Origin of the sequence: Janthinobacterium sp. DSP2-3-3, from assembly GCF_049897325.1 — a bacterium.
GTDB lineage: Bacteria > Pseudomonadota > Gammaproteobacteria > Burkholderiales > Burkholderiaceae_D > Janthinobacterium.
The window spans coordinates 278,819-304,637 of the sequence record NZ_JAFCWA010000003.1 but is presented as its reverse complement, the minus strand read 5'-3'; the positions used below and the strand labels follow the sequence as shown (position 1 = coordinate 304,637).

The 25,819-nt window shown below is 62.9% G+C and carries 21 protein-coding genes; 9 read left to right on the top strand and 12 right to left on the bottom strand.

The features are described 5' to 3' along the window. Nucleotides 1-2: 2 nt before the first annotated feature. From ACP7DE_RS08100 to ACP7DE_RS08075, 6 genes are all read right to left on the bottom strand, one after another. Nucleotides 3-866 (bottom strand): MinD/ParA family ATP-binding protein, encoded by an 864-nt coding sequence (locus ACP7DE_RS08100; RefSeq protein ID WP_426071614.1) that lies wholly within the window; start codon nucleotides 864-866, stop codon nucleotides 3-5. Next, the gene (gene flhF, locus ACP7DE_RS08095; RefSeq protein ID WP_426071613.1) at nucleotides 859-2,193 is read right to left on the bottom strand and encodes a flagellar biosynthesis protein FlhF; all 1,335 of its coding nucleotides are present in this window, start codon (nucleotides 2,191-2,193) and stop codon (nucleotides 859-861) included. The genes ACP7DE_RS08100 and flhF overlap by 8 nt, the downstream gene beginning before the upstream one ends. A gap of 261 nt (nucleotides 2,194-2,454) precedes the next feature. Continuing rightward, on the bottom strand, nucleotides 2,455-4,551 hold the full coding sequence (gene flhA, locus ACP7DE_RS08090) for a flagellar biosynthesis protein FlhA (protein ID WP_426071612.1): 2,097 nt from the start codon (nucleotides 4,549-4,551) through the stop codon (nucleotides 2,455-2,457). Further along, complete coding sequence (gene flhB, locus ACP7DE_RS08085) at nucleotides 4,548-5,741, bottom strand: flagellar biosynthesis protein FlhB (RefSeq protein WP_426071611.1); 1,194 nt, start codon at nucleotides 5,739-5,741, stop codon at nucleotides 4,548-4,550. The genes flhA and flhB overlap by 4 nt, the downstream gene beginning before the upstream one ends. A gap of 139 nt (nucleotides 5,742-5,880) precedes the next feature. Then, nucleotides 5,881-6,879: a fumarylacetoacetate hydrolase family protein gene (locus tag ACP7DE_RS08080; RefSeq protein WP_426071610.1), complete on the bottom strand. Its 999-nt coding sequence runs from the start codon at nucleotides 6,877-6,879 to the stop codon at nucleotides 5,881-5,883. A gap of 88 nt (nucleotides 6,880-6,967) precedes the next feature. Next, complete coding sequence (locus tag ACP7DE_RS08075; RefSeq protein ID WP_426071609.1) at nucleotides 6,968-7,678, bottom strand: pseudouridine synthase; 711 nt, start codon at nucleotides 7,676-7,678, stop codon at nucleotides 6,968-6,970. Nucleotides 7,679-7,935: 257 nt separating this feature from the next. Here ACP7DE_RS08075 and ACP7DE_RS08070 point away from each other — a divergent pair, with 257 nt between their 5' ends. Beyond that, complete coding sequence (locus tag ACP7DE_RS08070; RefSeq protein ID WP_426071608.1) at nucleotides 7,936-8,322, top strand: hypothetical protein; 387 nt, start codon at nucleotides 7,936-7,938, stop codon at nucleotides 8,320-8,322. A 382-nt stretch (nucleotides 8,323-8,704) separates the two neighbouring features. Here the strand turns inward: ACP7DE_RS08070 and ACP7DE_RS08065 are convergent, their stop codons facing one another. The 4 genes from ACP7DE_RS08065 to ACP7DE_RS08050 form a co-directional block, all read right to left on the bottom strand. Then, the gene (locus ACP7DE_RS08065; protein ID WP_426071607.1) at nucleotides 8,705-9,706 is read right to left on the bottom strand and encodes a S49 family peptidase; all 1,002 of its coding nucleotides are present in this window, start codon (nucleotides 9,704-9,706) and stop codon (nucleotides 8,705-8,707) included. A gap of 40 nt (nucleotides 9,707-9,746) precedes the next feature. Beyond that, a complete protein-coding gene (locus ACP7DE_RS08060; protein WP_426071606.1) occupies nucleotides 9,747-10,124 on the bottom strand; it encodes a Rieske (2Fe-2S) protein in 378 nt (125 codons plus the stop codon). Then, on the bottom strand, nucleotides 10,121-10,780 hold the full coding sequence (locus tag ACP7DE_RS08055) for an HAD-IIIA family hydrolase (protein WP_426071605.1): 660 nt from the start codon (nucleotides 10,778-10,780) through the stop codon (nucleotides 10,121-10,123). The genes ACP7DE_RS08060 and ACP7DE_RS08055 overlap by 4 nt, the downstream gene beginning before the upstream one ends. 90 nt (nucleotides 10,781-10,870) lie before the next feature. Beyond that, nucleotides 10,871-11,866: an RluA family pseudouridine synthase gene (locus ACP7DE_RS08050; RefSeq protein ID WP_426071604.1), complete on the bottom strand. Its 996-nt coding sequence runs from the start codon at nucleotides 11,864-11,866 to the stop codon at nucleotides 10,871-10,873. Nucleotides 11,867-12,559: 693 nt separating this feature from the next. Here ACP7DE_RS08050 and ACP7DE_RS08045 point away from each other — a divergent pair. The 6 genes from ACP7DE_RS08045 (at nucleotide 12,560) to ACP7DE_RS08020 (ending at nucleotide 22,222) form a co-directional block, all read left to right on the top strand. Beyond that, nucleotides 12,560-15,706, top strand: a complete 3,147-nt coding sequence (locus tag ACP7DE_RS08045) for a ribonuclease E/G (protein ID WP_426071603.1) — start codon at nucleotides 12,560-12,562, stop codon at nucleotides 15,704-15,706. 88 nt (nucleotides 15,707-15,794) lie between these two features. Beyond that, nucleotides 15,795-17,135 carry a chromate efflux transporter gene (chrA, locus tag ACP7DE_RS08040; RefSeq protein ID WP_426071602.1) on the top strand — a complete coding sequence of 447 codons (1,341 nt, stop codon included), beginning with the start codon at nucleotides 15,795-15,797 and terminating at the stop codon, nucleotides 17,133-17,135. A 35-nt stretch (nucleotides 17,136-17,170) separates the two neighbouring features. Next, entirely contained in the window at nucleotides 17,171-18,292 is a 1,122-nt protein-coding gene (moaA, locus tag ACP7DE_RS08035; RefSeq protein ID WP_426071601.1) for a GTP 3',8-cyclase MoaA, read from the top strand. Between the two features lie 62 nt (nucleotides 18,293-18,354). Beyond that, entirely contained in the window at nucleotides 18,355-20,202 is a 1,848-nt protein-coding gene (glp, locus tag ACP7DE_RS08030) for a gephyrin-like molybdotransferase Glp (protein WP_426071600.1), read from the top strand. Continuing rightward, the gene (locus ACP7DE_RS08025) at nucleotides 20,199-21,023 is read left to right on the top strand and encodes a hypothetical protein (protein WP_426071599.1); all 825 of its coding nucleotides are present in this window, start codon (nucleotides 20,199-20,201) and stop codon (nucleotides 21,021-21,023) included. Before glp ends, ACP7DE_RS08025 begins: the two co-directional genes overlap by 4 nt. 290 nt (nucleotides 21,024-21,313) lie before the next feature. After that, nucleotides 21,314-22,222, top strand: coding sequence for an MHFG family PEP-CTERM protein (locus tag ACP7DE_RS08020; RefSeq protein WP_426071598.1), 909 nt, complete (start codon nucleotides 21,314-21,316; stop codon nucleotides 22,220-22,222). A 9-nt stretch (nucleotides 22,223-22,231) separates the two neighbouring features. Here the strand turns inward: ACP7DE_RS08020 and rmuC are convergent, their stop codons facing one another. Both rmuC and ACP7DE_RS08010 read right to left on the bottom strand, forming a co-directional pair. Next, entirely contained in the window at nucleotides 22,232-23,611 is a 1,380-nt protein-coding gene (gene rmuC / locus ACP7DE_RS08015; RefSeq protein WP_426071597.1) for a DNA recombination protein RmuC, read from the bottom strand. Between the two features lie 5 nt (nucleotides 23,612-23,616). Next, complete coding sequence (locus ACP7DE_RS08010) at nucleotides 23,617-24,012, bottom strand: group II truncated hemoglobin (RefSeq protein WP_426071596.1); 396 nt, start codon at nucleotides 24,010-24,012, stop codon at nucleotides 23,617-23,619. Between the two features lie 135 nt (nucleotides 24,013-24,147). On the opposite strand from ACP7DE_RS08010, the gene ACP7DE_RS08005 reads away from it, so the two are divergent. Together ACP7DE_RS08005 and ACP7DE_RS08000 are read left to right on the top strand one after the other, a co-directional pair. Then, nucleotides 24,148-25,455 (top strand): MFS transporter, encoded by a 1,308-nt coding sequence (locus ACP7DE_RS08005; RefSeq protein ID WP_426071595.1) that lies wholly within the window; start codon nucleotides 24,148-24,150, stop codon nucleotides 25,453-25,455. Beyond that, a complete protein-coding gene (locus ACP7DE_RS08000; protein ID WP_426071594.1) occupies nucleotides 25,428-25,775 on the top strand; it encodes a GIY-YIG nuclease family protein in 348 nt (115 codons plus the stop codon). The genes ACP7DE_RS08005 and ACP7DE_RS08000 overlap by 28 nt, the downstream gene beginning before the upstream one ends. The last annotated feature ends 44 nt before the right edge of the window (nucleotides 25,776-25,819 follow it).

Sequence of the window (25,819 nt, the reverse complement as noted above, 5' to 3'; positions counted from 1 at the left end):
AATCAGACGCTGAACTGGTGCGGGCTCCCCGTCTGGTACAAGGTGCCACCAAGCACCGGCGCCGCCGAACGGGCCAGCCGCTCGGCCAGTCCGCGAAACGCCACCGAGGCTCCCGCCAGCGGAAAGGCATCGACCACGCTGCGGCCCAGACGCGCCGCGCGGTGCAGATACTCATCGGCAGGCACCGACCCCATCGAGGTCAGTTTCACGGCCAGGTAGCGGCTCGCCGCCTGCGCCATATTATCGTATACCACCTTTGCCTCGGATTCGGAAGCGCCGGTGACCAGAATGCCAAACGGACGGCGTCCCAGTTCCTGGCTCAGGCGCTTGATCAGGCAGTACGCCGCCTTGATCGAAGTGGCGCTGGTCGAGACTTGCACCACGATGTCGGACGAGGCCATCAGCGGCACGGGGAAGCAATCGCCCTGGTCGGCCACGACGCCGTCGACCAGCACGATGCCGCTCTGGCGCGCCAGCACTTCGAAGGTCTTGCCCAGGCGGCGCAGTTCTTCCTCGCCCGCATAGTCCATGCTGTCCATCAGGTGGTTGCGCGCCCCCAGGCTGGCCACGCCAAAGCCTTGCGGCACTTGGTGGATGACCTGGTTCAAGGCGCACTGCTGGCGCGCCACGTCGCGCAGGCTGGCGCCGTGCGCCAATCCCAGGCGGGCAGCGACACCATCGCTGCCGCCACTGGCGTCGAGCAGCAGCACATCATTGCCGCCGTAGGCCAGCGAGGCGCCCAGGTTGACCAACATGGCACCTTTGTCATCTTGCGGCGTGGCCGATAAAAATGTCAGCACGCGCGGCTGCGGGCCGGCCAGCATGCGGCGCAAGCCTTCGGCCTGGTCGAAATCGAAATTAGCCAAGGTGCACCCCGCGCGCTTCATTGTTGCGGGCGGCCGCCTGCGCCATCAGCAGCGGCAGTTCGGCATCGGAAAACTGCGTCGCCGCCGCATCGCGCTTGAGCTTGAAGGCGCGGTCGATCAGGTAGCCGCGGTCGGCCAGGTACAGATCTTCCGGCACGCGCTGGCCGTTCGACACATAAAACAGGTTCAGCTTCTGGCGGATCACCACGTCGAGCACATTGCCGATCGAAGCCGCTTCATCGAGCTTGGTCATGATGCAGCCGGCCAGGCCGCTGCCCTGGTAGGCGCGCACCACTTCATTCAGGGTTTCCTGGGTCGCCGTGGAATTCAGGCACAGCAGGCGTTTCACATCGGCGCCGGCGCCCGACAGCATGGCCACCTGTTCCGTGACCATCTGGTCGCGCTGGCTCACGCCCACCGTATCGATCAGCACCGTGTGCTTGTTTTTCAATTCTTTCAGGGCGATGCGCAAGTCCGCTTCATCCTTCACCGAATGCACCATCACGCCGAGGATCTTGCCATAGATGCGCAACTGTTCATGCGCGCCGATACGGTAGGCATCGGTGGTGATCAGGGCCAGCTTTTCCGGGCCGTGGCGCATCACGCAGCGGGCAGCCAGCTTGGCCGTGCTGGTGGTCTTGCCGACGCCGGTCGGCCCCACCAGCGCGAACACGCCGCCCTGCTCCAGCATGGCGTCTTCATTGGCCACCGTATTCAGGTTACGGCTGAGGACGGTCTTGATCCAGCGCATGCTTTGCGCGCCATCGAGGCCGGCGGGCAGCTTGTCGATCAGATAGCGCGCCAGGCTGGCCGAAAAGCCGGCCGCCAGCATTTCGCGCAGCACCACGGCTTTTTGCGGCTCGCGCTGCTGCGTCGAGCCCCACGAAATTTCCGCCAGTTGGGTTTCCATCATGCCGCGCATGGCGCGGATTTCATTCATCATGCCGCTCATCTCGGCGGCGGCATTCTCTTTGACGTGCGCCAGCGCGCTGGCCATCATCTGCTGCATGCGGGCCATGTCCACTGGCTCGGAAGAAGCCTGGCGCGGCGCTGGCTGGCGTTGTGTCGGGGTAGCCGGGCGCTGGGCCGGGGCTGCCTGACGCTGCGGCGTGGCGAACTGGGTCTGCAACTGGGGACGGGGCTGGGCCATTTCGGACGCGGCCGGCGGCGAGGCCAGCGAAGCGGCATCGTCATTGGCCAGCGCGAGGATTTCCACCACGCCATCGGCCTGGCGGTTCGACAGGATCACGGCATCGGGGCCCAGCGCTTCGCGCACCTTGCGCAGCGCATCGCGCGACGAGGCGCCCGTAAATTTCTTCACATTCATGACCGGCCTCCCAAGGCGGGGGTGGCGCAATATTGGCTGAACTGTGTGACCATCGTCGACTCCTGTTGCTTGGGTGCTGTCTTCCACATGGACACAGATCACCCGGACAGTTTCCATTATTAGCGATGCTTGGAGGAAACGATCGAAGGAACAGGATGGGAAAGTACCCGTTATTCAGTTTGCCAGCAGGAAATTGATGCTGAAAGTCAAGAATCGGGGCACCGTTCTCGCAGGAACGGCGCCACGATGCATATTGAACAACTATTGTGCGCCCACCAGGCTGGTGACGCGAATGGTCTTGGTTTCCGGCACTTCCGCATGCGACAGCACTTTCAGCTGTGGCAAGGCGCGGCGCAGGAAGCGCGACAGCAAGGCGCGCAGCGGCGCCGGCACCAGCAGCACCGGCGTCAGGCCCAGCGCTTCCTGTTGCTGGGCAGCCAGGCCCGCCTGGTGCGCGATGGTATCGGCCAGGCCCGGCTCGATGCCGGCACCATCGCCGCCATTGCCCATGGCTTGCATCAGCAGGCGTTCCAGGCGGCTGTCCAGGGTCATCACGGACAGTTCGGCCGCGCCGGGGAACAGTTGCTGCACGATGGCGCGCCCCAGGGATACGCGCACCAGCGCCGTCAGCTCGTTCGGGTCTTGTGTATTGACAGTATGCTCGGCCAGGGTTTCGATGATGGTGCGCATGTCGCGGATATGCACGCCCTCGGCCAGCAGGTTCTGCAGCACCTTTTGCAGGGCCGACAGCGACAGCATCTTCGGCACCATGTCTTCCACCAGGCGCGGTGCATCCTTGCCCAGGTGGTCGAGCAGGGACTGTACTTCCGCGCGGCCCAGCAGCTCGGAAGCGTGCGAGGTGATCAGATGATTCAAGTGCGTGGCTACCACGGTGCCCGCATCGACGACCGTATAGCCCATCGATTGCGCCTGGTCGCGCAAGCTCGCGTCGATCCAGGTGGCGGGCAAGCCGAACGCCGGGTCGCTGGTGGCCAGGCCCGGCAAGGTGCCGCTGGCCATGCCGGGATTAATCGCCAGGAACTGGCCGTTGAACGCTTCGCCCACGCCCACTTCCACGCCCTTGAGGGTGATGCGGTAAGCGGACGGCTTCAATTCCAGGTTGTCACGGATATGCACGGGCGGTGCCAGAAAGCCCACTTCCTGGGCAAATTTCTTGCGGATGCCCTTGATGCGCTTGAGCAATTCGCCGCCCTGCGTCTTGTCGACCAGGGGAATCAAACGATAGCCCACTTCCAGGCCCAGGGTATCGACGGGCATGATGTCTTGCCAGCTGGCTTCTTCCTGCTCGGGCGCCACGGTGGCTTGCGGCACGTCGGCCGGCGTCTGCGCCGCCTCTTTTTCCTGTGTGCGTTTCTTGCTAATCAGATAGGCGGAGCCGGCCAGCAGCGCGGCCAGCAGGAGGAAGACCATGTTCGGCATGCCGGGAATCAAGCCCATGCCGCCAATGATGGCGGCGGTAATGTACAGCACTTGCGGCTTGGCGAACAGCTGGCCCACCAGCTGCGTGCCGATGTCCTGATCGCTGGCCACGCGCGAAACGACGATACCGGCCGCCGTGGAAATGATCAGCGAAGGAATCTGCGCCACCAGGCCGTCACCGATGGCCAGCAGGGTGTAATTTTTGAGCGCGTCGGCAAAGCCCATGTCATGCTGCAGCAAACCCACCAGCAAGCCGCCGACGATGTTAATCACGGTGACCATGATGCCGGCGATGGCGTCGCCGCGCACGTATTTGCTGGCACCGTCCATGGCGCCATAGAATTCCGCTTCCTGCGCCACTTCCGTGCGGCGGCGGCGCGCTTCGTCTTCGCCGATCAGGCCGGCATTCAGGTCGGCATCGATGGCCATCTGCTTACCAGGCATGGCGTCCAGCGCGAAGCGGGCGCCAACCTCGGCGATACGGCCCGCACCCTTGGTCACCACGGTAAAGTTGATGATCGTCAAAATGATGAACACCACGATACCGACCGTGTAATTACCGCCAATCAGGAAGTGGCCGAACGCTTCAATCACCTTACCGGCCGCGTCGGCGCCCGTATGGCCTTCCGTCAGCACCACGCGCGTGGACGCCACGTTCAGCGACAGGCGCAGCATGGTCGACACCAGCAGGATGGTCGGGAACGCCATGAAGTCGAGCGGCTTGACCGTGTACAGCGCCGTCAGCAGCACGATGATGGACAGCGCGATATTGAAACTGAAGAAAATATCGAGGATGAAGGCCGGCAGCGGCAGCACCATCATCGCCAGCAGCATGATGATGATGATCGGCGCGGCGAGGCCCTTGCTGGCGTTGCTGCCCATTCCGCTGAGCCAGGCTGGCAATCTCAGGCCGTTCATGGTGTACTTCCTTTATTCTTGTTTGCTGCGTCTGCTGCGGCCTTGATCTGCGATGCGGGGTCGAGCGGATCGAGCTCCGGCGGCACGTCGAGTTTTTTCGGCTTGTCGGGCCGCTGGCCATGGCCACTGCCGTAGCTGCGCAGCTGGAATACATATGCCAGCACTTCGGCCACGGCGCCATACAGCGCCTCGGGAATCTCGTCGCCGATGTCCGTGTGCTTATACAGCGCACGCGCCAGGGCCGGCGCTTCCAGAATGGCGACCTTGTGTTCGCCCGCCAGTGCGCGGATCTTCGCCGCCACCTCGTCGATGCCCTTGGCCACCACCTGCGGTGCGCCGCGCGAATTCTCGCCATACTTCAAAGCCACCGCGTAGTGGGTAGGATTGGTCACCACCACGTCGGCCGTCGGCACGTCGGCCATCATGCGGCGGCGCGACATTTCATGCTGCATCTGGCGAATTTTTGCCTTGATCTGCGGATTGCCGTCCGATTCCTTCGACTCTTGCTTGACTTCCTGCAAGGACATTTTCATCTTGTTGGCGTAGTGCCACATCTGGTACGGGCCGTCGATGGCGGCGATCAAGCCCAATGCGCCCACGATCATCAAAAAGGCCGTGATCAGCAGGCTGATCAAATGGGCCGAACCGGCGCGCAAGGATTCGACGGACAGGCCCAGCACGGCGTCTTTCTGGTGCTGCATCACCATCCAGGCGACGACGCCGACGACGATGGTCTTGGCGACGGCCTTGAGCAATTCCACCAGCGCATTCTTAGAAAACATATTGCCCAGGCCGCGAATCGGGTTGAGCTTGCCAAAATTGGGGGTAAACGCCTTGGAACTGAACAGCCAGCCGCCCACCAGCACGGGCGACGCCAGGGCGACGAGCATGATGGCCAGCGCGTATGGCAGGCAAGTCAGCAAGACCGAGCCCACGTCGTAGCCAATGCGCAACATCATCGCGTCGGGATTGAGGATTTGCTCCCGGTCCAGGGTCAAGCCCGACACCATGACGGCCGTCAGCCGCCGCACGATGGCGTCGCCGGCAAACCACAGACAGCAGCCGGACGCCATCAGCACCGTAAACGTTGCCACTTCACGCGATCGCGGAACATCGCCTTCCTCACGCGCCTGCTCGAGGCGCTTCGGTGACGCGGCTTCGGTCTTTTCTGCGTCGCTGTCTTCCGACATCAATCAACTCCGGTGAAGTCCTGCTGCCTGGTTAGGCGCAATACGGACTGGGCATGACGCATTATCGGTTCAATGACCGCAACGCCATCAAGGGAAAAGGAGGGCTAATCCCCTGCTTTTCCTTTGCTCTCAAGTAACCTTAACGCGACTTGCGCGTCTCGGCCTGTTTCAACGTTTGCTCTATCGCACCAAACAGCGACTTGCCGTCATCACCCAGCATTTCCAACCGAACAACATCACCGAACAGCAAATAGGGCGTACTGGCGACGCCATCGGCGATCATCTCCTGGTTACGTCGCTCAACGATACTGGAAAACCCCTTCTTGACTTCCTTGTTGGCGACGCCGCCCGCACTCAGCACGCTGCCGGCGCGCGCGTTGCGCGTCTGGCACAGATGGGCAAGCAATTGCGGATAATTAAACGCCATGTCAGCGCCCGCGTGGGGCTGGCCCGTCAATTTGCCGTTCAGGCTGCAACGCAGGGCGTAATGCACCTTGCCGCCACGCCATGCATCGCCCAGCTCGTCGGGCGTGATGGCCACAGGAGAGCAGGCCATGGCCGGTTTCGCCTGCAGGAAGCCGTAGCCACTGGATTGCTCGTCGGGCGCCAGCTTGCGCAGGGTAATGTCGTTGACCAGCATCAAGAGCTTGATGTTCAGGTGCGCCTGGTCCGGCGTCGAGCCCATGGCCACGTCGTCCATGATGGCGGCGATGCCTGCCTCGTAATCGATGCCCCACTGCTCGTGCGCCAGGCTGATGTTGTCGTGGGCGCCGAGGAAATCGTCGCTGGCGCCCTGGTACAGGCGCGGCGCCTCGCGCAAGTTGGCGGGCGCCTCGCTGCCCGCCGCCTTGCAGGCCCGCTCGATCTGCTGCAGGTACGCGGCGCCAGCCACGCGCAAACTGCTGCGCGGCAAGGGTGCCATGCAGTTGGCCGCATCGAACTCGAAGGCGCGATGACCGCGGCCGTTATTGATGGTCTGGTACAGCAAGTCCAGCTGGGGCGCGATGAAACTCCAGTCGTCGAGCGCCTTTTGCAGGGTCGAGGCGATGCCATCGGCCAGATGCGCAGTTTTCAAGTCGCGCGAGACGACAGCCAACTGGCCGTCGCGCGTGCCATCCTTCAGGGTAGCTAATTTCATATGCGGGAAACTTCGTCAAATGCAGGCAATTAGGGACTAAAGACGCCAAAAAGCCGGGACATTCCCGGCTTTGGCGGTCAGGAGGGATTTACGCCAGCAGCGCGATTTGCTCGGGCGTCAGATAGCACCACTCGCCTTCGGCAATGCCCAGCGATTCCAGCGTCAGGCTACCGATGGCGGAACGGTGCAGCGCGCTGCAATGGTTGCCGGCGGCGGCCAGCATGCGCTTAACCTGGTGGTATTTGCCTTGCTCGAGCACGATTTCCAGCTGGAATTCTCCGCGCTGGACGCAGACCAGGGCGGCCAACGGGGCCGGCTCATCGTGCAATTGCACGCCAGCCAATAGCTGCACTACCAGTTCATCGGTCACGGGCTCTTGCGTGGTAGCCTGGTAAATCTTTGGAACGTGACGCTTCGGTGACGATTGTGCATGGATAAAGGGGCCATCGTCTGACATCAGCAGCATGCCGGTCGTATCGTGGTCGAGCCGGCCGACGGGCTGGACTTCACGCCAGGTGAACTGTTCCGGCAGCAGGGTCAGCACGCCAGGGTGATGACTGGGCTTGCGCGAGCATTCGAAGTTGGCGGGCTTGTTCAGCGCCAGATACAGGTGCTCACGGACCACCCACTCTTCGTCGAACACGTGCAGCACCAGGCCTTCGGTCTCGACGGTGGTGCGGTAATTGGTCTGGGTGACGCCATCGATGACGACATCGCCATCCTCGATGAGGGAACGACAATATTTGCGGGTGCCAAAACCCTGCGATTGCAGGATGCGGTCTAGGGATAATTTACTCATGGGCGTGACTTTACCAGAAGCGGCTGGCAGCGTGAAGCGGCGGCGCGCGCCGCCTGCGCCTGGCGGTGGAACGCGCGCCAGCCTTGCGCAGGCACAGATATGGCGAAGCACAAGGTGAGATTTCGATATAAATGGCCAATTCCTTTGAGATATATCAAGCGCTCGGAATATCGCATTGATAGACTGAAACTTCATTAGGAATCCGCCTAATGTACTTTAGGAATTGTGGCAGTCGCCACCCCTCATAAGGACATCGTATGAAGCATACCGATACCATCGCCTTACAAGGCAGCATCGCCGACATGCGTCAGCGCATCGCCGCGGAACAGGCGGCCATGCACAAGGTCAAACTCGGCGTGGCGCGCTGGAGCAACGCCCCTGTGCCGCAGGATGCGGACGCGCCGCCAGCGCCAGCGCGCCAGACGCACTGGCATGCAGAGGCGCAATGCCATTTCATGTGCTGGCTGGAACAGGGCGGCTTTGCGCACGCGGATGCAGATGCAGATGCAGATGTAGCAATCGACAACGTCAGCGCACCCGCCACGGCGGACACGCCGCCCGATACCGGCAGCACAGCAACGGCGCCGGCCCGGCAAGCAGCCACCCCGCCCCTGCCCGCCCATTGCAACGGCTGCGCCGCCTGAGCGCCGCCATCGAACCAGCCATGCCCCGCCCTCGCATGCCTACCTTGCCAGCTCGCCCAGACAACGCAACAATGTCGATTCACGCCAGCACATCCAGCACGAACGACGCACAAAAGGAAACGGCGGCATTGCGCCGCCGTTCCCAAGCCCCAGCGGGACTTTAGTGAGGAATGTAAATTCACTCAAAACCACATCTGCGATGCGGCGAGTAGTTCCAAGACCTACCAATCAAGTTAGTACTGACAACATAGTTGATATATCGCCCCTCCTTGAAAAGAACTACGTTTTCAATATAGCCCAAGCAGCCCGTTTTTCAAGCCAAAATACCACCTTATTGAAAATCATTCTCGACTGGCTTGCCCGCCTGCCAAGAGTGATGTCCTCAACGCAATGCCGGTTGTGACTGCTGCACGGCTGCCTTCATGGCACCGGCGCCCATGGCGGCGCCAAATTTCTTCAGCACCCGTTCCGGCAAGCCTTCATGCTGCGTGTAGTCGACGATGTCTTCCGCCTTGACGACGTCGCGCGCCACGCTGTCGACCGTGCCGAAATCATCGGCCAGGCCCATTTCCACGGCTTTCGCGCCGGTCCAGTACAAGCCGGAGAACGTGTCCGGCGTTTCCTTCAGGCGCTTGCCCCGTCCCGTGCGCACCACGTCGATGAATTGCTGGTGGATTTCATTGAGCATGCCTTGCGCATACGCCTTGTGTTTTTCGCTCAGGGGGCTGAACGGGTCCATGAACCCCTTGTTCTCGCCCGCCGTCAGCAAACGGCGCTCGACGCCCACCTTTTCCATCACGCCAGTAAAGCCGAAGCCGTCCATCAGCACGCCGATGGAACCGACCACGCTGGCCTTGTTGACATAGATGCGGTCGGCGGCGGCGGCGATGTAATAGCCGCCCGAGGCGCACATTTCATCGACCACCACATATAAAGGCTTATCCGGATAGCCCTTGCGCAGGCGCTGCATCTCGTCGACGATCATGCCGGCCTGCACGGGACTGCCGCCCGGACTATTAATATGCAGCACCACGGCCACGGAACCGGCATCGGAAAAGGCCTTGTCCAGCGCGGGGATGACGACGGCGGCCGAGCCGCTGCCTTCGGACTCGATGGCGCCGCTGATATCGATCAGGGCCGTGTGGCGGCCCAGGGTTTCGCTGTCGTCGGCCGTGTTGTAGTCATAAAACACCCACAGGGCGAACAGCACGATCAACAGGCCGAAGACCTTGAAAAAGATGCTCCAGCGGCGGTGCGCGCGTTGCTCTTGCAAAGTGGCAAATACCAGCTTTTCCAGTACGTCGCGCTCCCAGTTCCCCGCAGGGGCGCCGTGGCCGGCGGCTGGCGCGCTGCTGTCCAGCTTGTCATTCGTGTTATCGCTCATGGTTCACTTTGCTTAAATTACAGAAGGCCTAAACCCGGCTTCAGGCTGGCAGCGGCTGGACATACTCATCGGGTTGCCAGTACAGCTGGCCATCGCGCTCGGTCACGGGAATCGGGCGCAAGCGGCCACCCTTGCAGGGACCGCCCGCGCACAGGCCGCTCTCCGGCACATAGATGGCGCCATGCGTCGAACACATCAGATACAAGCCGCTGGACTCGAAAAACTCGCCCTCGGCCCAGTCCAGTTCGATCGGCACGTGGGCGCAGCGGTTCAGGTAGCCATACGCCTTACCGCCATGGCGCACGACAAAGCCGGTGGTCGCTTCGCCACCGGCCGAGACGGGAAAGCGCACGCCCTTGCCGCCATCGGCCACCGCATCGGCGGCACAAATGAATACGTCGACAACATCGCTCATCATGCGTGCTCGCTCAGCCATTGGTGCAGCTCAGCCACCGTGGCGGCCGAATACAGGGGCTGGCAAGCCTGCAATTGCTCCACAGGATGTGCCCCATACTCTACGGCAATACCGGCCGCGCCTGCATTGCTTGCCATCAACAAATCATGACTGGTATCGCCAATCATCACGGTGCGGCGCATATCCTGACCCAGTTCGCGCGTCAGCTCTTGCAGCATGGCCGGATGGGGCTTGGAAAACGTTTCATCGGCGCAGCGCGTCGCATCGAACAGCGACAGCAGCTTGACGGCATTCAAGGAGCGGTTCAGGCCGACACGGCTCTTGCCCGTGGCGACGGCAAGAAAGTACGCTTGCTGCGACAAGTCCTGCAGCATTTCTTGCACTCCAGGAAACAGGGTCAACTCATGGTCGCGCGACAGATAGTGATAACGGTAGCGCTCGGCCATGCGCGCATGGTATTTCGGCTCGACATCGGGCATCACCAGCTGCATGGCTTCCTGCAAGCCCAAGCCGATCACATGCGAGGCCAGCAACTCGGTGGGAATTGGCAAGCCCAGGTCTTTGGCCGACGCCTGGATGCACTTGACGATGGTCGAGGTACTGTCTATCAGGGTACCGTCCCAATCAAAGACGATCAGATCAAATTGCTTTCTTGCCATGTTTCCCGACGGCAAAGCCGCCGACTCCTTGAGAATGAATGATGGCGACTGGCTACCTTGTGAGTAGTGTCGCGTGCACGCGGTGAATACTTATCGTGCAGCAACGGCCAATGGTTTGCCCAAGCTTACCAAGAAACGCTCGCATTCGGCTGCCAGCGGCGCGTTCAGGGTCATACTCTTGCCCGTCTCCGGGTGCGTAAACGTGATCTGATGGGCGTGCAGGAACATGCGCTTCAGGGCGCCGCGCGTGCTGTCGGCTTTCAAGAGGGCACGGTTGAGGGCAAAGTCGCCATATTTATCGTCGCCGGCGATGGCGAAACCGGAGGAGGACAGGTGCACGCGGATCTGGTGCGTGCGTCCCGTCTTCAATTCCGCTTCCAGCAAGGCGAAGTTGTGATATTTATGCAACAGTGAAAACACCGTGTGCGACGCCAGGCCATCAGCCTGCACGGCCACCCGGCGCTCGCCTTCGGCCGTCGTATATTTATGCAACGGCAGCTTGATATGCTGGCGCGCATTCTTCCAGTCGCCCGCCACCAGCACCAGGTAGCGCTTGTCGGTGACGCCGTCGCGCATCTGCTCGTGCAAATTCGTCAATGCGGTACGTTTCTTTGCCAGCAACAACAAGCCGGACGTGTCGCGGTCCAGGCGGTGCACCAGTTCCAGGAACTTGGCGTCGGGGCGCGAGGCGCGCAATTGCTCGATCACGCCGAACGAGACGCCCGAGCCGCCATGCACGGCCACGCCGGCCGGCTTGTCGATGACGAGCAGTTGCGCATCTTCAAAGATGATCTTGAATTCGGCGGCCGGCGCGCCCGTGGGGGCCTTTTCGGCCACGCGCACGGGTGGAATGCGCACCACGTCGCCGGCGGCGAGACGGTACAGCTGATCGATACGGCCTTTATTAACCCGCACTTCTCCTGATCGCAAGATCCGGTAGATGTGGCTTTTAGGCACTCCCTTGCACACTCTTAATAAGTAGTTGTCGATGCGCTGGCCTGCTTCTTCCTCGGCGATCGTTACGAATTGGGCTTGCGGCTGAACCGGGGGTGTTGAAGGGGGAACAACATCATTTTGACTCTTCATTTACTATGTCTTCCCAGAAATCTCTCTAAGTCCTTCATTTTGAATATATAATTGTTTTTGCTGCGGCCCTGGCTGCTGCGAGTGTAAGAATAAAAGCACATTTTACACAGGGGCGTCTCCACCGGCCTCGCCAAATTGCAAATTCGGTGGAAAAAAATGTATATGCACCATCCCTGCGCGAATCAAGGTTGCACCGTAGTTGTAATCGGATAACGCGTGGAGATGCTGAAGTGAGTGTGGGATTATAAGGATAAGTACCCGTTAGCGCGACTTATCGAGTCGGGCTCGCGGGTTGATGAAGTTGATAACGCTTGCCGTTTTCGCCAAACCCCGTATGCGGCCACCTGAGGTTGTCGATGAATAGGCTGAGGCCAAGCCTCGCCATCGCGATCCCTGTAATGAGCCGGCTGACGATTTGGCTCTGAATTTGCTGACCACTTGCATTCTCTGCCCCCGATATAGTTCATTCTCATTCGGGCTGTTTCAGATGAGTTGCAGGTGTCCTGTGCACTCGGCATGACGATTGACCTCACCGCGCCTGTTGCGGCCGTAACGTATACCTCGTACGCGTTGTTGCTCCGCACGCTAAGGCATTTCCCCCGCCAACACTCCCGTTCTCGCATATATCCCTGTACTTTCGCCGCTTCCCCGGAAGCGGCTTTGAGATGGCCTACGGGTCGCGGAGTTATAAAAATGAAACGCATGTTGTTTAATGCCACGCAGCAAGAAGAACTGCGCGTAGCGATTGTCGACGGACAAAAACTGATCGACATCGATATCGAGACAGCCGGGCGCGAACAGCGCAAATCCAACATCTACAAGGGCGTGATCACGCGCATCGAGCCTTCGCTCGAAGCGTGCTTCGTCAGCTATGGCGAAGACCGCCACGGCTTCCTGCCTTTCAAGGAAGTTGCCCGCACGTATTTCCGCGAAGGCGTCGATGTGCGTAACGCTTCCGTCAAGGAAGCGCTGCGCGAAGGCCAGGAAATCATGGTCCAGGTCGAAAAGGAAGAGCGCGGCAACAAGGGCGCTGCCCTGACCTCCTTCGTTTCACTGGCCGGCCGTTACCTGGTATTGATGCCGAACAATCCGCGTGGCGGTGGCGTATCGCGCCGCGTGGAAGGTGAAGAGCGCCAGGAATTGCGCGAAACCATGGATAAACTGGACTTGCCTGCCGGCATGTCCGTCATTGCCCGCACCGCCGGCATCGGCCGCAACGTCGATGAACTGCAGTGGGACTTGAATTACCTGATGCAACTGTGGCGCGCCATCGAAGGCGCCGGCAAGTCGGCCAATGGCGCATTCCTGATCTACCAGGAATCGTCGCTCGTCATCCGCGCCATCCGCGACTACTTCCAGCCCGACATCGGCGAGATCCTGATCGACACCGACGAGATCTACGACCAGGCGCACCAGTTCATGAGCCACGTGATGCCCGACATGGTGCACCGCGTAAAACGCTACAGCGACGACGTGCCGCTGTTCTCGCGCTTCCAGATCGAACACCAGATTGAAACGGCGTACAGCCGCACCGTGCCACTGCCATCGGGCGGCGCCATCGTGATCGACCATACCGAAGCGCTGGTCTCCGTCGACGTCAACTCGGCCCGCGCCACGCGTGGCGCCGACATCGAGACGACCGCCTTCAACACCAACTGCGAAGCGGCCGAAGAAGTGGCCCGCCAGCTGCGCCTGCGCGACTTGGGTGGCTTGATCGTCATCGACTTCATCGACATGGAAGTGGCAAAAAATCAGCGCGAAGTGGAACAGCGCTTGAAAGATGCGCTGCACCATGACCGTGCCCGTGTACAAATGGGCAAGATTTCCCGCTTCGGCCTGATGGAACTGTCGCGCCAGCGCCTGCGCCCTTCGCTGTCCGAAGGTTCGCACGTAACGTGCCCGCGCTGCTCCGGCACCGGCCACATCCGCGATACCGAATCGTCCGCCCTGCAGGTGCTGCGCATCATCCAGGAAGAGGCGATGAAGGAAAACTCGGCCACCATCCACGTGCAAGTTCCCGTCGATGTGGGCGCCTTCCTGCTGAACGAAAAGCGCGGCGAAGTGCTGAAAATCGAAAACCGCCACCGCATCGCCGTGATCCTGATCCCGAACAAGCATCTGGAAACGCCGCATTACAAACTGGAACGCATCAAGCACGACGATCCGCGTCTGGAAGACAGCCAGGCCAGCTACAACCTGGCGGAAAGCGCTGAAACCGACATGGCTTACAGCAAGCGCCAGAAGGAAGAAGCCAAGCCGCGCCAGGAAGCCGTCGTCAAGACGATCACGCCTGACCAGCCGGCACCGCTGGTCGAACGCAAGCCTGTCGAAGCGAAACCGGCTCCGGTGGCCGCGCCTGCCGCACCACAGGGCCTGATTGCCAAGATCATCAGCTTCTTCACTGGCGCCCCGGCACCGGTGACGCCAGCGCCCGCCCCTGTCGCACCAGCCAAACCGGCCGGCGCCGACCGCGGCGACCGCAACAGCCGTGGTCCGCGTGGCCGCGGCCGCAACGGCAAGCCTGGCCGCGAAGAACGCGAACCAGGCCAGGGCCGTCCGGCCCTGGACGATGCAGCGAAAGAAGCGGAAGCACTGGAAAAAGCGGCCCGTCCGCCACGCCCACCGCGTCCGCCACGCGAACCGCGTGAAGCCGGCGATACAACGGCGGCACCACGCGAACGCGGTGAACGTCCAGAGCGCGCCGAGCGTCCTGAACGCGCAGAACGCCCGGAACGCGCCGAACGTCCGCCACGCCAGCCTCGCGAAGGGCGTGAACCACGCGCCGACAAGGCTATTGTTGCTGAAGTGAAAGCGGATGAACTGGCCCTGGTTGGCGCTACCGCCAGTGCCGTCAACGTGGTCGTGCCATCGGCAGGTCCGGACGCTGATGCAGCACCAATGAGCTTGCTGAAAGCGCCGGCAAATGCCGGTCCTGAAGGCGAAGAGACGGAAAACGACGTGGAAGGCGAAGAACCGCGCCGCCGCCGTCGTCGTGGTGGCCGCAACCGCAACCGCCGTGACCGCGAAACTGGCGAACTGATCGAATCGGCAAATGGCGACAACGAAGGCCAGGACGCGCCCGTAATCAGCTTTACGGTCGCTCCGGCGCCGGAAACTGCCGCTGCGGTCGTTGCCGATGCGGCGCCAGTGGCCGTCGTGGCCGCCGCCGCTGTCGTAGCCGTCGCCACCGCGCCGGTGGAAGCTGCGGTCGTGGAAGTGGTCGAAGTGGCCAGGGTCGTGGACATCGCCAAGGTCGAAGAAGCCGCTCCTGCCGCTGAAGCCGCGCCAGTTGCTGAAGTGATCGTACCGGCAGCCCCGGTCGAAGCGGCTGCAGCGCAAGCTGAACCAGCCGCTGCCGAACCGGCACCAGTTGCCGAGTACAGCTTTGCCGAGAAAGCGGAAGCTGCACCTGCACCTGCGCCTGCGCCTGCGCCAGCGGAAGTCATCGTCGAAGCCTTGCCAGTGGTGGAAGCTGCACCGCTGGTCGAAGCCATCGCCGTGATCGAGGAAGCACCAGCGCCAGTGGCTGAAGCGGCGCCTGCCGTGGTGGAAGCCGCTCCGGTGGTGGTCGAAGTTGCTCCCGCCCCTGCTCCGGCGCCTGTCGTAGCTCCTGTACCGGCTTCGGCACCGGCTCCAGCGCCGGTGCCCGCGCCGCTGGACTTGAACGCAGTGCTCGGTTCAGCCGGCCTGACCCTGGCTGCCACCGATCCGGAAAAACTGCGCCTGGCGCAGGAAGCGGCGGCCAAGGCCGTCGCCCCGGTACGCAAGCCGCGCGAACGCAAGCCATTGCCGCCGCAATCGGATGAGCCGTTGATCCAGGTCAACACGCAACGTCCATAAGCGCGCCGGGTTCGCCCAGCCGCCAACGATGAAAGGGGAAGCTCAGGCTTCCCCTTTTTTACGTCCACATCTTTGCCAGCTAGCCGCCATGCACGAGAACGCCAACCTTCCCCGTCCCGCCCCCGTCAGCCTGCGCAGCGCCTTCTGGTACTGGCTCAAGCTGGGCTGCGTCAGCTTTGGCGGCCCGGCCGGGCAAATCGCCATGATGCATGCGGAATTGGTGGAAAAGCGGCGCTGGATTTCCGAGCAGCGTTTCCTGCATGCCCTCAATTACTGCATGCTGCTGCCGGGGCCGGAAGCGACCCAGCTGGCCATCTACATCGGCTGGCTGATGCACCGCACGCGCGGCGCGCTGGTGGCGGGCCTGCTATTTCTGCTGCCCTCGCTGCTGCTGCTGATCGTCCTGTCCTGGCTCTACATGGCGTATGGCCACATGAGCGCCATCGCCGCCATCTTGTACGGCATCAAGCCGGCCGTCGTCGCCATCGTACTGGCGGCCGCCTGGCGCCTGGGCCGGCGCACCTTGCGCAGTCCCGCCCTGATCGCCATCGCGGCGGGCGCATTTGTCGCCATCGCCATGCTACAGCTGCCATTTCCACTGATCGTGCTTGCCGCTGCCCTGCTGGGCATGGCGGGCGGCCACTGGCTGCCGGCCCACTTTCATGCCGGCGGCACGCCGCATGGCGGCGCGGCCCGCTATGGCGCCGCCCTGATCGATGACGACACGCCCACGCCAGACCACGCGCAGCTCAAATGGCCGCGCCTGCTGGCCACCTGCGCGCTGGGCCTGGCCCTGGCCTTCCTCGCCTGGCTGGGCCTGGCGCTGGCGGGCGGCGCGGACCAGCCACTGGCGCAGATGGGCATGTTTTTCAGCAAGGCGGCCCTGCTCACGTTCGGCGGCGCGTATGCCGTGCTGCCCTACCTGGTGCAGGGCGCCGTCGACCACTACCACTGGATCAGCAGCGCGCAGATGATGGATGGTCTGGCGCTGGGCGAAACCACGCCCGGCCCCCTGATCATGATCGTCGCCTTCATCGGTTTTGTCGGCGGCTGGAGCCATGCCTTGGCGGGTGAACACCTGTGGCTGGCGGGCGTGTGCGGCGCGCTCGTCGCCAGCTGGTTCACCTTCCTGCCCTCGTTCATCTTCATCCTGGCCGGCGCGCCGCTGGTGGAAGCGTCGCGCGGCAACCTGCGCCTGAGCGCGCCCTTGACGGCCATCTCGGCGGCCGTGGTAGGCGTCATCGCCAGCCTGGCCCTGTTCTTTGGCCACCATGTCTTCTGGCAAGCAAACCCGCTGCCGCACTGGGACTGGCTGGCCATCGCCATCGCGCTGGCGGTCGGCGTGGCGCTGATCAAGTTTCAAATGGGCACCATCAAATTGCTGCTCGCCTGTGCCATCTTCGGCCTCGTGCTATCGTATCTGCCTTGAACGACCTAACGTAACTAGTAACTGGCATCATTTTTATGGCTGACAAGATTATCTACCTCGCCGAGGCCCGCAATGGGGCTTTGCTGATCCCCGCGCAACTGGAAAGTCCCAGCGGCAACGTGACCGACAGCCTGGGCCGGCCCCTGCACGACTTGCGCATCTCGATTACCGACCGCTGTAATTTCCGTTGCGTATATTGCATGCCGAAGGACGTGTTCGACAAGAATCACGTGTATTTGCCGCACACGGATTTGCTGTCGTTCGAGGAAATCACGCGCATCGCGCGCCTGTTCGTCGCGCACGGCGTGGAAAAGATCCGCCTGACGGGTGGCGAACCGCTGCTGCGCAAGAATATCGAAAAGCTCATCGCCATGCTGGCAGAACTGCGCACGCCATCGGGCCAGCCGCTGGACCTGACCCTGACGACCAACGGTTCCTTGCTCGCCAGAAAGGCACAAGTGCTCAAGGATGCGGGCCTGAACCGCGTCACCGTGTCGCTCGACTCGCTCGACGACGCCACCTTCAAGCGCATGAATGATGTCGATTTCGCCGTGGCCGACGTGCTGCACGGCATCGATGCAGCACACGCGGCGGGCCTGGGGCCCATCAAGATCAACATGGTCGTCAAGGCCGGCATGAACGAGCAGGAAATCGTGCCCATGGCGCGCCACTTCAAAGGCACGCCATACATCTTGCGCTTCATCGAATACATGGACGTGGGCGCCTCGAACGGCTGGAACTTGCAAGAAGTCATCCCTTCGGCCGAAGTGGTGCGGCGCATCGCCTCGCACATGCCCTTGCTGCCCATCGACCCCAACTATACGGGAGAGACGGCGGCGCGCTGGCGCCATGCAGATGGCGGCGGCGAAATCGGCCTCATTTCCAGCGTCACGCAAGCGTTCTGCGCCGACTGCAGCCGCGCCCGCCTATCGACCGAGGGCAAGCTGTACACGTGTTTGTTCGCCAGCAGCGGCCACGACTTGCGCGGCCTGCTGCGCGGCGGCCACAGCGACGCGGAAATTTCCTCGGTCGTGGCGCAGTTGTGGCGCGGCCGCGGCGACCGCTATTCGCAATTGCGCACAAGCCAGACAGATTTGTCGGGCGGCGCACTTGAGCACGGTAAAAAGAAAGTGGAAATGTCGTATATCGGCGGCTGAATCAGGCGCGGCACAGGCCCGCCGCTGCTACCATGGCGCATGTATCCATATTTTCGCCTCTCATGATCAACAAACACGACATTACCGGCCTGATCCTGGCCGGCGGCCTCGGCACCCGCATGGGCCAGCGCGACAAGGGCATGCTGCTCCTGCATGGCCAGCCCCTTGCGCGCCACGTGCTGCAGCGCCTGGCGCCGCAAGTGGGCCGGCTGGCCATCAGTGTTCACGCAGAGGCCGGCGACTACGCGCGCTTCGGTCTGCCAGTGTGGCCGGACGTGCTGCCGGGCCAGCTGGGTCCGCTGGCCGGCTTGCACAGCGGCATGCAGCACGCCACCACGCCCTACCTGCTCACGGTGCCGTGCGACTCGCCCCTGCTGCCGCCCGACCTGGCAGCGCGCTTGGCGACCGGTTTGATGCAGGACAATGCCGACCTGGCCATCGCCGTCACCGAGGAAATCGATGCGGTGACGGGATCGACGGTGCGCCGTCCGCATCCCGTTTTTTGCTTGGTGAAAACATCGGCCCTGCCCCAGCTGGACACCTACCTGGCCGCAGGCGAACGCCGCATGCGCACCTGGCACGGTCACTTAAAATTGACCGAAGTGCTCTTCCAGAACCATGGTGCGTTCGGCAACATCAATACCCCGGACGAGCTGGCCGCCCTGCAGGCGCAAGGCCTGTCCGTGCCGATGGCGCAAGCCATCCTGGCCGACAGCATCGCGCCCGTCGCCGAGAGCGAGCAATTACCGCTGCCGCAAGCGTTCGAGCGCATCCTGGCGGCCGACATCATCTCGCCCATCAGCGTGCCTGCGCACGATAATTCGGCCATGGATGGCTATGCTCTGCACGGGGCAGACCTCGGTGGCGACACGCCCGTGACCCTGACCGTGGTCGACACCATCCTGGCTGGCCGTCCCGGCACGGTCACCGTGCGGCGCGGGCAATGCGCGCGCATCATGACGGGCGCCGTCATGCCGGACGGCTGCGACAGCGTGGTGCCGCAGGAACTGGTGCAACAGGCCGGCGAACTGCACATCAGCATCGCACCGGACTGTATCCGCCCCGGCGACAACCGCCGTTTCATGGGTGAAGACTTGATGCAAGGCCAGCCTGCGCTGCTACAAGGCAAGATACTCGGACCGGCCGAACTGGGCTTGGTGGCCTCGCTGGGTATCGCCACAGTGCCCGTGCGCCGCCGCCTTCGCGTGGCTTTCTTTTCCACCGGCGACGAATTGTGCTCGATCGGCGAGCCGCTTGCCGCGGGCTGCATCTACGACAGCAACCGCTACACCCTGCTGGGCATGTTGACGCGCCTGGGCTGCGAGGTGCTCGACATGGGCATCGTCAAGGATCAGCCGCAAGCGCTGGAAGCGGCCCTGCGCGGCGCCTGCGCCACGGCTGATGTCATCATCACCTCGGGCGGCGTCTCCAGCGGCGCGGCCGATTTTACACGCGACATCCTGGCGCGCCTGGGTAACGTCGCCTTCTGGCAAATCAACATGCGCCCGGGCCGCCCCATGGCCTTTGGCCAGATTTCCAGCGAGGGCGACTCGGCCTTGCTGCTGGGATTACCCGGCAACCCGGTGGCCGTGATGGCGGCGTTTTACTTCCTCGCCCGCCCGACCTTGCTGCGCCTGATGGGCGCCGATGCGGACACGGCCAGCCTGCCGCTGCTGCAAGTGGCGGCGCAAGCGACTATCCGCAAGAAGCGCGGCCGCACGGAATACCAGCGCGGCATCGTCGAACGCGGCGCGGACGGCCGCCAGCACGTGCGCGTGACGGGTGCGCAAGGCTCCGGCATCCTGCGCTCGATGACGCAAGCCAATTGCATGATCGTGCTGCATGAAGCACAAGGCCACGTGGCAGCCGGCGATCCGGTCGATATCGTGCTGTTCCATGGACTAATATGAAACTGCAACTGCAACTGAAACTGATACTGAAACTGATACTGAAACTGATACTGGCACTGGCACTGCTAAAGGGCATGACGGCGTACGCCGGCGAAGTCCACAGCAATGGCTACACGGTGCGCTTCGATGAGCGCATCGAGGATGCAAACGGTGACTTGCACGGCGAAACCGTGGGCAGCATCCGCCTCGTGCGCACCAGCGACCAGGCGCTCGTGTGGCAGGAAAACACGCCTTTGCGGCCCGACTGCGGCGACGTTGCGGCCGTCACCGCCATCAACGATCGCTTCGTGGCCCTGTGCGGCCACCTGGGCGGGCGCCATTACACGCAGAAAATCATCTTCATGCAAGGCAACTCACCAGCCATGGTGAGCGTGGACCAGTACGACTCGCCCAGTCCCGTGCGCGTGGAGCGCAACGGGTCGCTGGCCATCGACGTCCTGCGGCGCGACCTATTCCCCGGCGAACTGACGGGCTCCCATTACTTTCCCACTGTCTACCGCTTGCACCGCGATGACGCCACCTTCGGCTTCGTCCCCAGCTTTGATGGCGATGCCGCCGAGCGCTACTGGCAGCACTACCGCGCCACGCGCCAGGCGGCGCCGGCGGCGGTCGTACTGCCGGAACTGCTGGCCTCCCTGCTGGCGGCCCAGGCCGGCAAGCAATCCATCTGTGCAGAACTAGATACGCTCGCCGCAGATTTGCAGCAGGGGCGACAGTACGATACGCAAGGCGCGCGCAGCTTGATGCGCAAGTGGCTGCACAAGCTGCCCGCCATCGGCTATCCCGCCTTCGATACGCAAGCCTGCCCGGGCCGCATCTAGATCGTTTCACCGCCGCCTGCTGGCGGCGCATCCTTCAAAACCCCGCTGCCTCACAACCGGCCCGCCCTGCGCGGGCCGATCGCATTTCCCTTTCGCAATCATCTCCCCTGCGCTGCAGCCGTTCGATTATCGAGATAAAAATATTAATCATCCCTTTAAGAAACATATCAATAAACACAACATAAATTGCAATTATTTTATTTATTTGTTGATACTACAGTTTCTTTGGTGATAACATCTGAATTCATACAAAATATAATTTCTATATTGTTTTCACCGGGAAACTATCAATGAAACACAGCTCATGGATCGCGCGTGCCAGCATGCTGGGAGCGGCTTGCCTGCTTGGCATGTTGTCCCTGGCGCCGCTGCCCGCCTATGCCAAAGGGATCCCTCGGGCCGACGTCCTGGAACACTGCAGCTGGAACCGCCCCGGTGCCGACCCGTTCATGGGCGATGTGGTGGCTGCCGTGGATCGCTATACGGACATCGCGCCGCAGGTGCGCGAAGAATTGAAGACGCGCATGCGCGCGCGCCAGTACGATGAAATCGTCGTGATCAGCCGCGACGCCATCCGCGGCAAAGGCAATTACCAGGCGCGCATCAGCGACATGCATTTCGGGCCAGGCCGCGTTTGCCGCAATGTGACGCGTTCGGGCTGGAGCGAACAGATGCAGGAACGGGGACTCGTCTACTGCGTGCAGGGACAATGCATCCTCGTGCCGACGATCTGCCGCAATGTCAGCCGCATCGCGCAGGCGCCCGCATCGGCGCCGCCGGCAGCAGGCGGTGCAGCTCCCGGCGGTGGCGCACCCGTTGCCGCCGTGCCCGCCGCCCCGGAAGCGGCAGGCGTGCCCCTGATCGACAATCCCGACGCCTTGCGCGGCGGTTCTTTCACGGGTGGCGCCATGCCGCCCGAGGTGGCCAGCATTCCTTTCCTACCCTTCGATTATGTCCGTACCGTCGGCGGCATCACACCACCGGCCGGCATGGGCGGCGGCGGCGGTGGCGGCGGTCTGCCGCCCGGCCAGGGAAGCAGCATCATCGTGCCGCCCACCGTGATCCTGCCGACGCTGCCACCCATCGGCCCGAATGTCTTGCCGGCCGTGCCCGAGCCGCAAACCTGGGTCATGCTGTTGGCAGGACTGGCGCTGATCGTCTATGCCTCGCTGCGCCGCCGGCAAGCACCGGTGGCCTGAACGACAATCCTACTCGCCGTCACCGGGCAAGCCGGCATCTGCCGCTCCCAGCAGCAAGGCGGCAGCCTCGCCCGGCAAGGCTTCCACGGATTTCAGCTTGCGCGCCATCTGCCGGCTGCGCACTTCCGCGCTTTCGATATTTTTCGCTGCCTTTTCCAGGGTCAGCCGGGTTTGCGACAGCACGTCGCCAAACTTGCCGAACTCCGTCTTGACGGCGCCCAGTACTTGCCATACTTCTGACGAGCGCTTTTCCAGCGCCAGCGTGCGGAAACCCATCTGCAGGCTGTTGAGCAAGGCCGTCAGGGTGGATGGCCCGGCGATGCTGACCCGGTGCACGCGCTGCAATTCATCGGCCAGGCCCGGGCGGCGCAGCACTTCCGCATACAAACCTTCCGTGGGCAGGAAGAGGATGGCGAAGTCCGTGGTCTGCGGCGGCGCCAGGTATTTCTCGGCGATGGTTTTCGCCTCGCCCCGCACGGCACGCTCCAGCTCGCGGCCAGCAACGGCCACGCCGTCCGCATCGGCCCGCTCGGCCGCTTCGACCAGGCGTTCGTACTGTTCCTTGGGGAATTTCGCATCGATGGGCATCCACACGGGCGGCCCGCCGTCGCTCAAGCCCGGCAGTTTCAGGGCGAATTCCACGCGCGCACCGCTGCCCGGCACGGTTTCCACGTTCTTTGCGTATTGGTCGACAGTGAGTACCTGCTCCAGCAGCATTTCCAGCTGCACCTCGCCCCAGGTGCCACGCGTCTTCACATTCGTCAGCACCCGCTTCAGATCGCCCACACCCAGCGCCAGCTGCTGCATTTCGCCCAGGCCCTGGTGGACTTTTTCCAGCCGCTCCGACACTTGCTGAAACGAGGCGGAAAGCCGCGTTTCCAGGGTCGCGTGCAGTTTTTCGTCGACCGTCTTGCGCATCTCTTCCAGGCGCGCGCCATTATCGGCCTGCAAGTCGCGGATTTTGTTCTCCAGCGTGGCGCGCACTTCCAGCATGCGCTGTGCATTCGATTCTGTCAGCTGGGCCAGGGTCTGGTTGGTGCTATCGGCAAAGCGCGCCAAGCTTTGCGCCTGCTCTTCGCGCCCGACTTTCCCCTGCGCCTGCATCTGCGTGCGCAGGCTGTCGAGCTGTTGCAGGGTTGCCGCCTGGAATTGCGCCAGGCCGGCAGCCAAGTCCTGCCGCGTCGCCTGCGCCGACGCCTGCAACTGCAGCCGCACTTCACGTTCGACGCGGTCGATGCGTTCCAGGCTTTGCTGCTGGTGCTGCTGCACCAGTGCCAGCGTGGTGGCGCCATCGCCGGCAACGCCACGCGGACGCAGCAGTATCAGGATCAACAGGACGATGGCGACGGCGGCAGCGCCCAGCAGGCTGTAAAACTCGATTGGGCTCATGGGTGTCAGTCAGGTTTGTTGCGCATCCAGTCGGCCGTCTGATAGAACGATTCCATCAGGCGCACGCGCAGGGACTCTTCGATGCCAGTGTCTTCCATGGCCCAGGCCATGGCGCGCAGCCACTGGTCGCGCTCGCTGGTGCCGATGGCGTAGGGCAAGTGCCGTGCGCGCAGGCGCGGGTGGCCGAATTTCTCGATATACAAATCCGGCCCGCCCATCCAGCCCGTCAGGAAAAAATACAGCTTGTCGCGCGAACCGTCCGTCGATGGCGGATGCATGACGCGGATGCCGGCGAACTCGAGCTCAAGTTCCATCAGATCATAAAAGCGGTCGACCATTTCACGCAGCACGGGGGCGCCGCCGATGGTCTCGTACAGGGTGGGGGCAGTGGTATCAGTCATGGCCGCCATGATAGCGCAAGCGTCGGCGCCCCACGCAGCCGCGTGGCTTACGATGCCACAATCAATGGCAACATACTTGACTACTCAAGCTTATATCAACTACTATGCAACTTCTCAAACACGGACAAGACGACCATGCCAAGCGCTATAGACACTCCTTTGCTGCGCAATAGCAACTTCCGCTGGCTGCTGGGCGGCGGCCTGGTCTCCATGCTGGGCGACCAGTTCAGCATGCTGGCCCTGCCCTGGCTGGTGCTGAGCCTGACCGGCGATAGCCTCAGCCTGGGCATCGCCGTGGCACTGATGGGCGCTCCGCGCGCCGTGCTCATCTTGTTGGGCGGCACCGTCGCCGACCGCTATTCACCCCGACGCGTGATGCTACTGAGCAAATATGCGAACGCCGCCATTCTGTTGTTGCTGGCAGCACTGCTGTTGCTGGACCACGCCAGCCTGGCGCTGGCGTATGCGGCCGCGTTGGCGCTGGGGATCGCGTCCGCCTTTGGCATCCCGGCCGGCACGGCCATTCTGCCGCAGGCTGTGCCGCTGCAATCGTTGCAAAAAGCCAATGGTTTGCAGATGGGCGCGCGCCAGTTGTCCTTGCTGGCCGGCCCCCTGCTGGCGGCGCTGGTGCTCGGCGCTGACGATGGCGCGCAGCAAACCCCCATGGCAGCGCTGGCCGCCGCCTTTGCCATCGATGCGCTGACGTTTCTGTTCTCCGCCTGGACCTTGCGGCAAGTCAGCCTGCGGCCACTGGCAGCCGCCGCCGCGCAAGGCATGTGGCGCGCCACGGCGGCGGGCCTTGCCATGGTGTGGCGCGACATTCCCTTGCGCAGCTGCTATGCCTACTGGGCGGTGGTGGCGTTCTTCGTCATGGGACCGCTGCAGGTGGCCTTGCCCGTGCTGGCCAATGAACGCCTGCACGCTGCCGCGTCGCTGGGACTGCTGATGGGCGCGCATGGCGCCGGCACCCTGGCCGGCATGCTGGCATCGAGCCTGGGCGGCGCCTGGCTGCGCCGGCGTTTCGGCGCCACCTTGCTGCTCGTCGACGCCATCGTGGGCTGCCTGTTGATGGCGCTGGGACAAATCAGCACAGCCTGGCAAGGCGCAGCCTTGCTGGCCGTCACAGGCATGCTGGGCGGCTACTTGCAGGTCGCCATCTTTACATGGATACAGCGGCGCGTCGCGCCCGCCATGCTGGGCCGGGCCATGGCCCTGTTCATGGGCATCTTCCTGGGCCTGGCGCCCCTGTCCGCAGCGGCCACGGGAGCGCTGCTACGCCACCTGAGCGTGGGGGAGCTGTTCTGCGGCGGCGGCGCCCTACTGCTAACGGCAGCCGTGGGGGCGGCACTCTTCACCGCCATCCCGCGCATCGCCGGAGCAGAAACGAATTGCACAAACGATGGGAGAAATAAAACATGGATAAGACACGACAGGCAACATTGAAAGCACACTACCGGCAACAGCCACCGCCGCTGGGCATCATCGCCCTGCGGCACCTGCCCAGCGGACGGACCTTGCTCGAATGCAGCCGTAACGCGCCCGGCATGCTGAACCGGCACCGCTTCGAACTGAACTTGGGCAAGCATCGCAATGCCCAGCTGCAGGCGGACTGGCGGCGCGACGGCGCGGCGGCCTTTTCCTGCGAGATCATCGACACCGTCACCCTGCCCGACGACCCCGCCTTCGATACGGACGCCGAGCTGGGCGCCCTGCTGGCGCTGCACCTGGAGCAACTGCTGGAACAGGGGCAGCCGCTGTATTGAGCAGGTTTACTTTATACTTGCGCACTCAAGCATTTCGCAGCGAA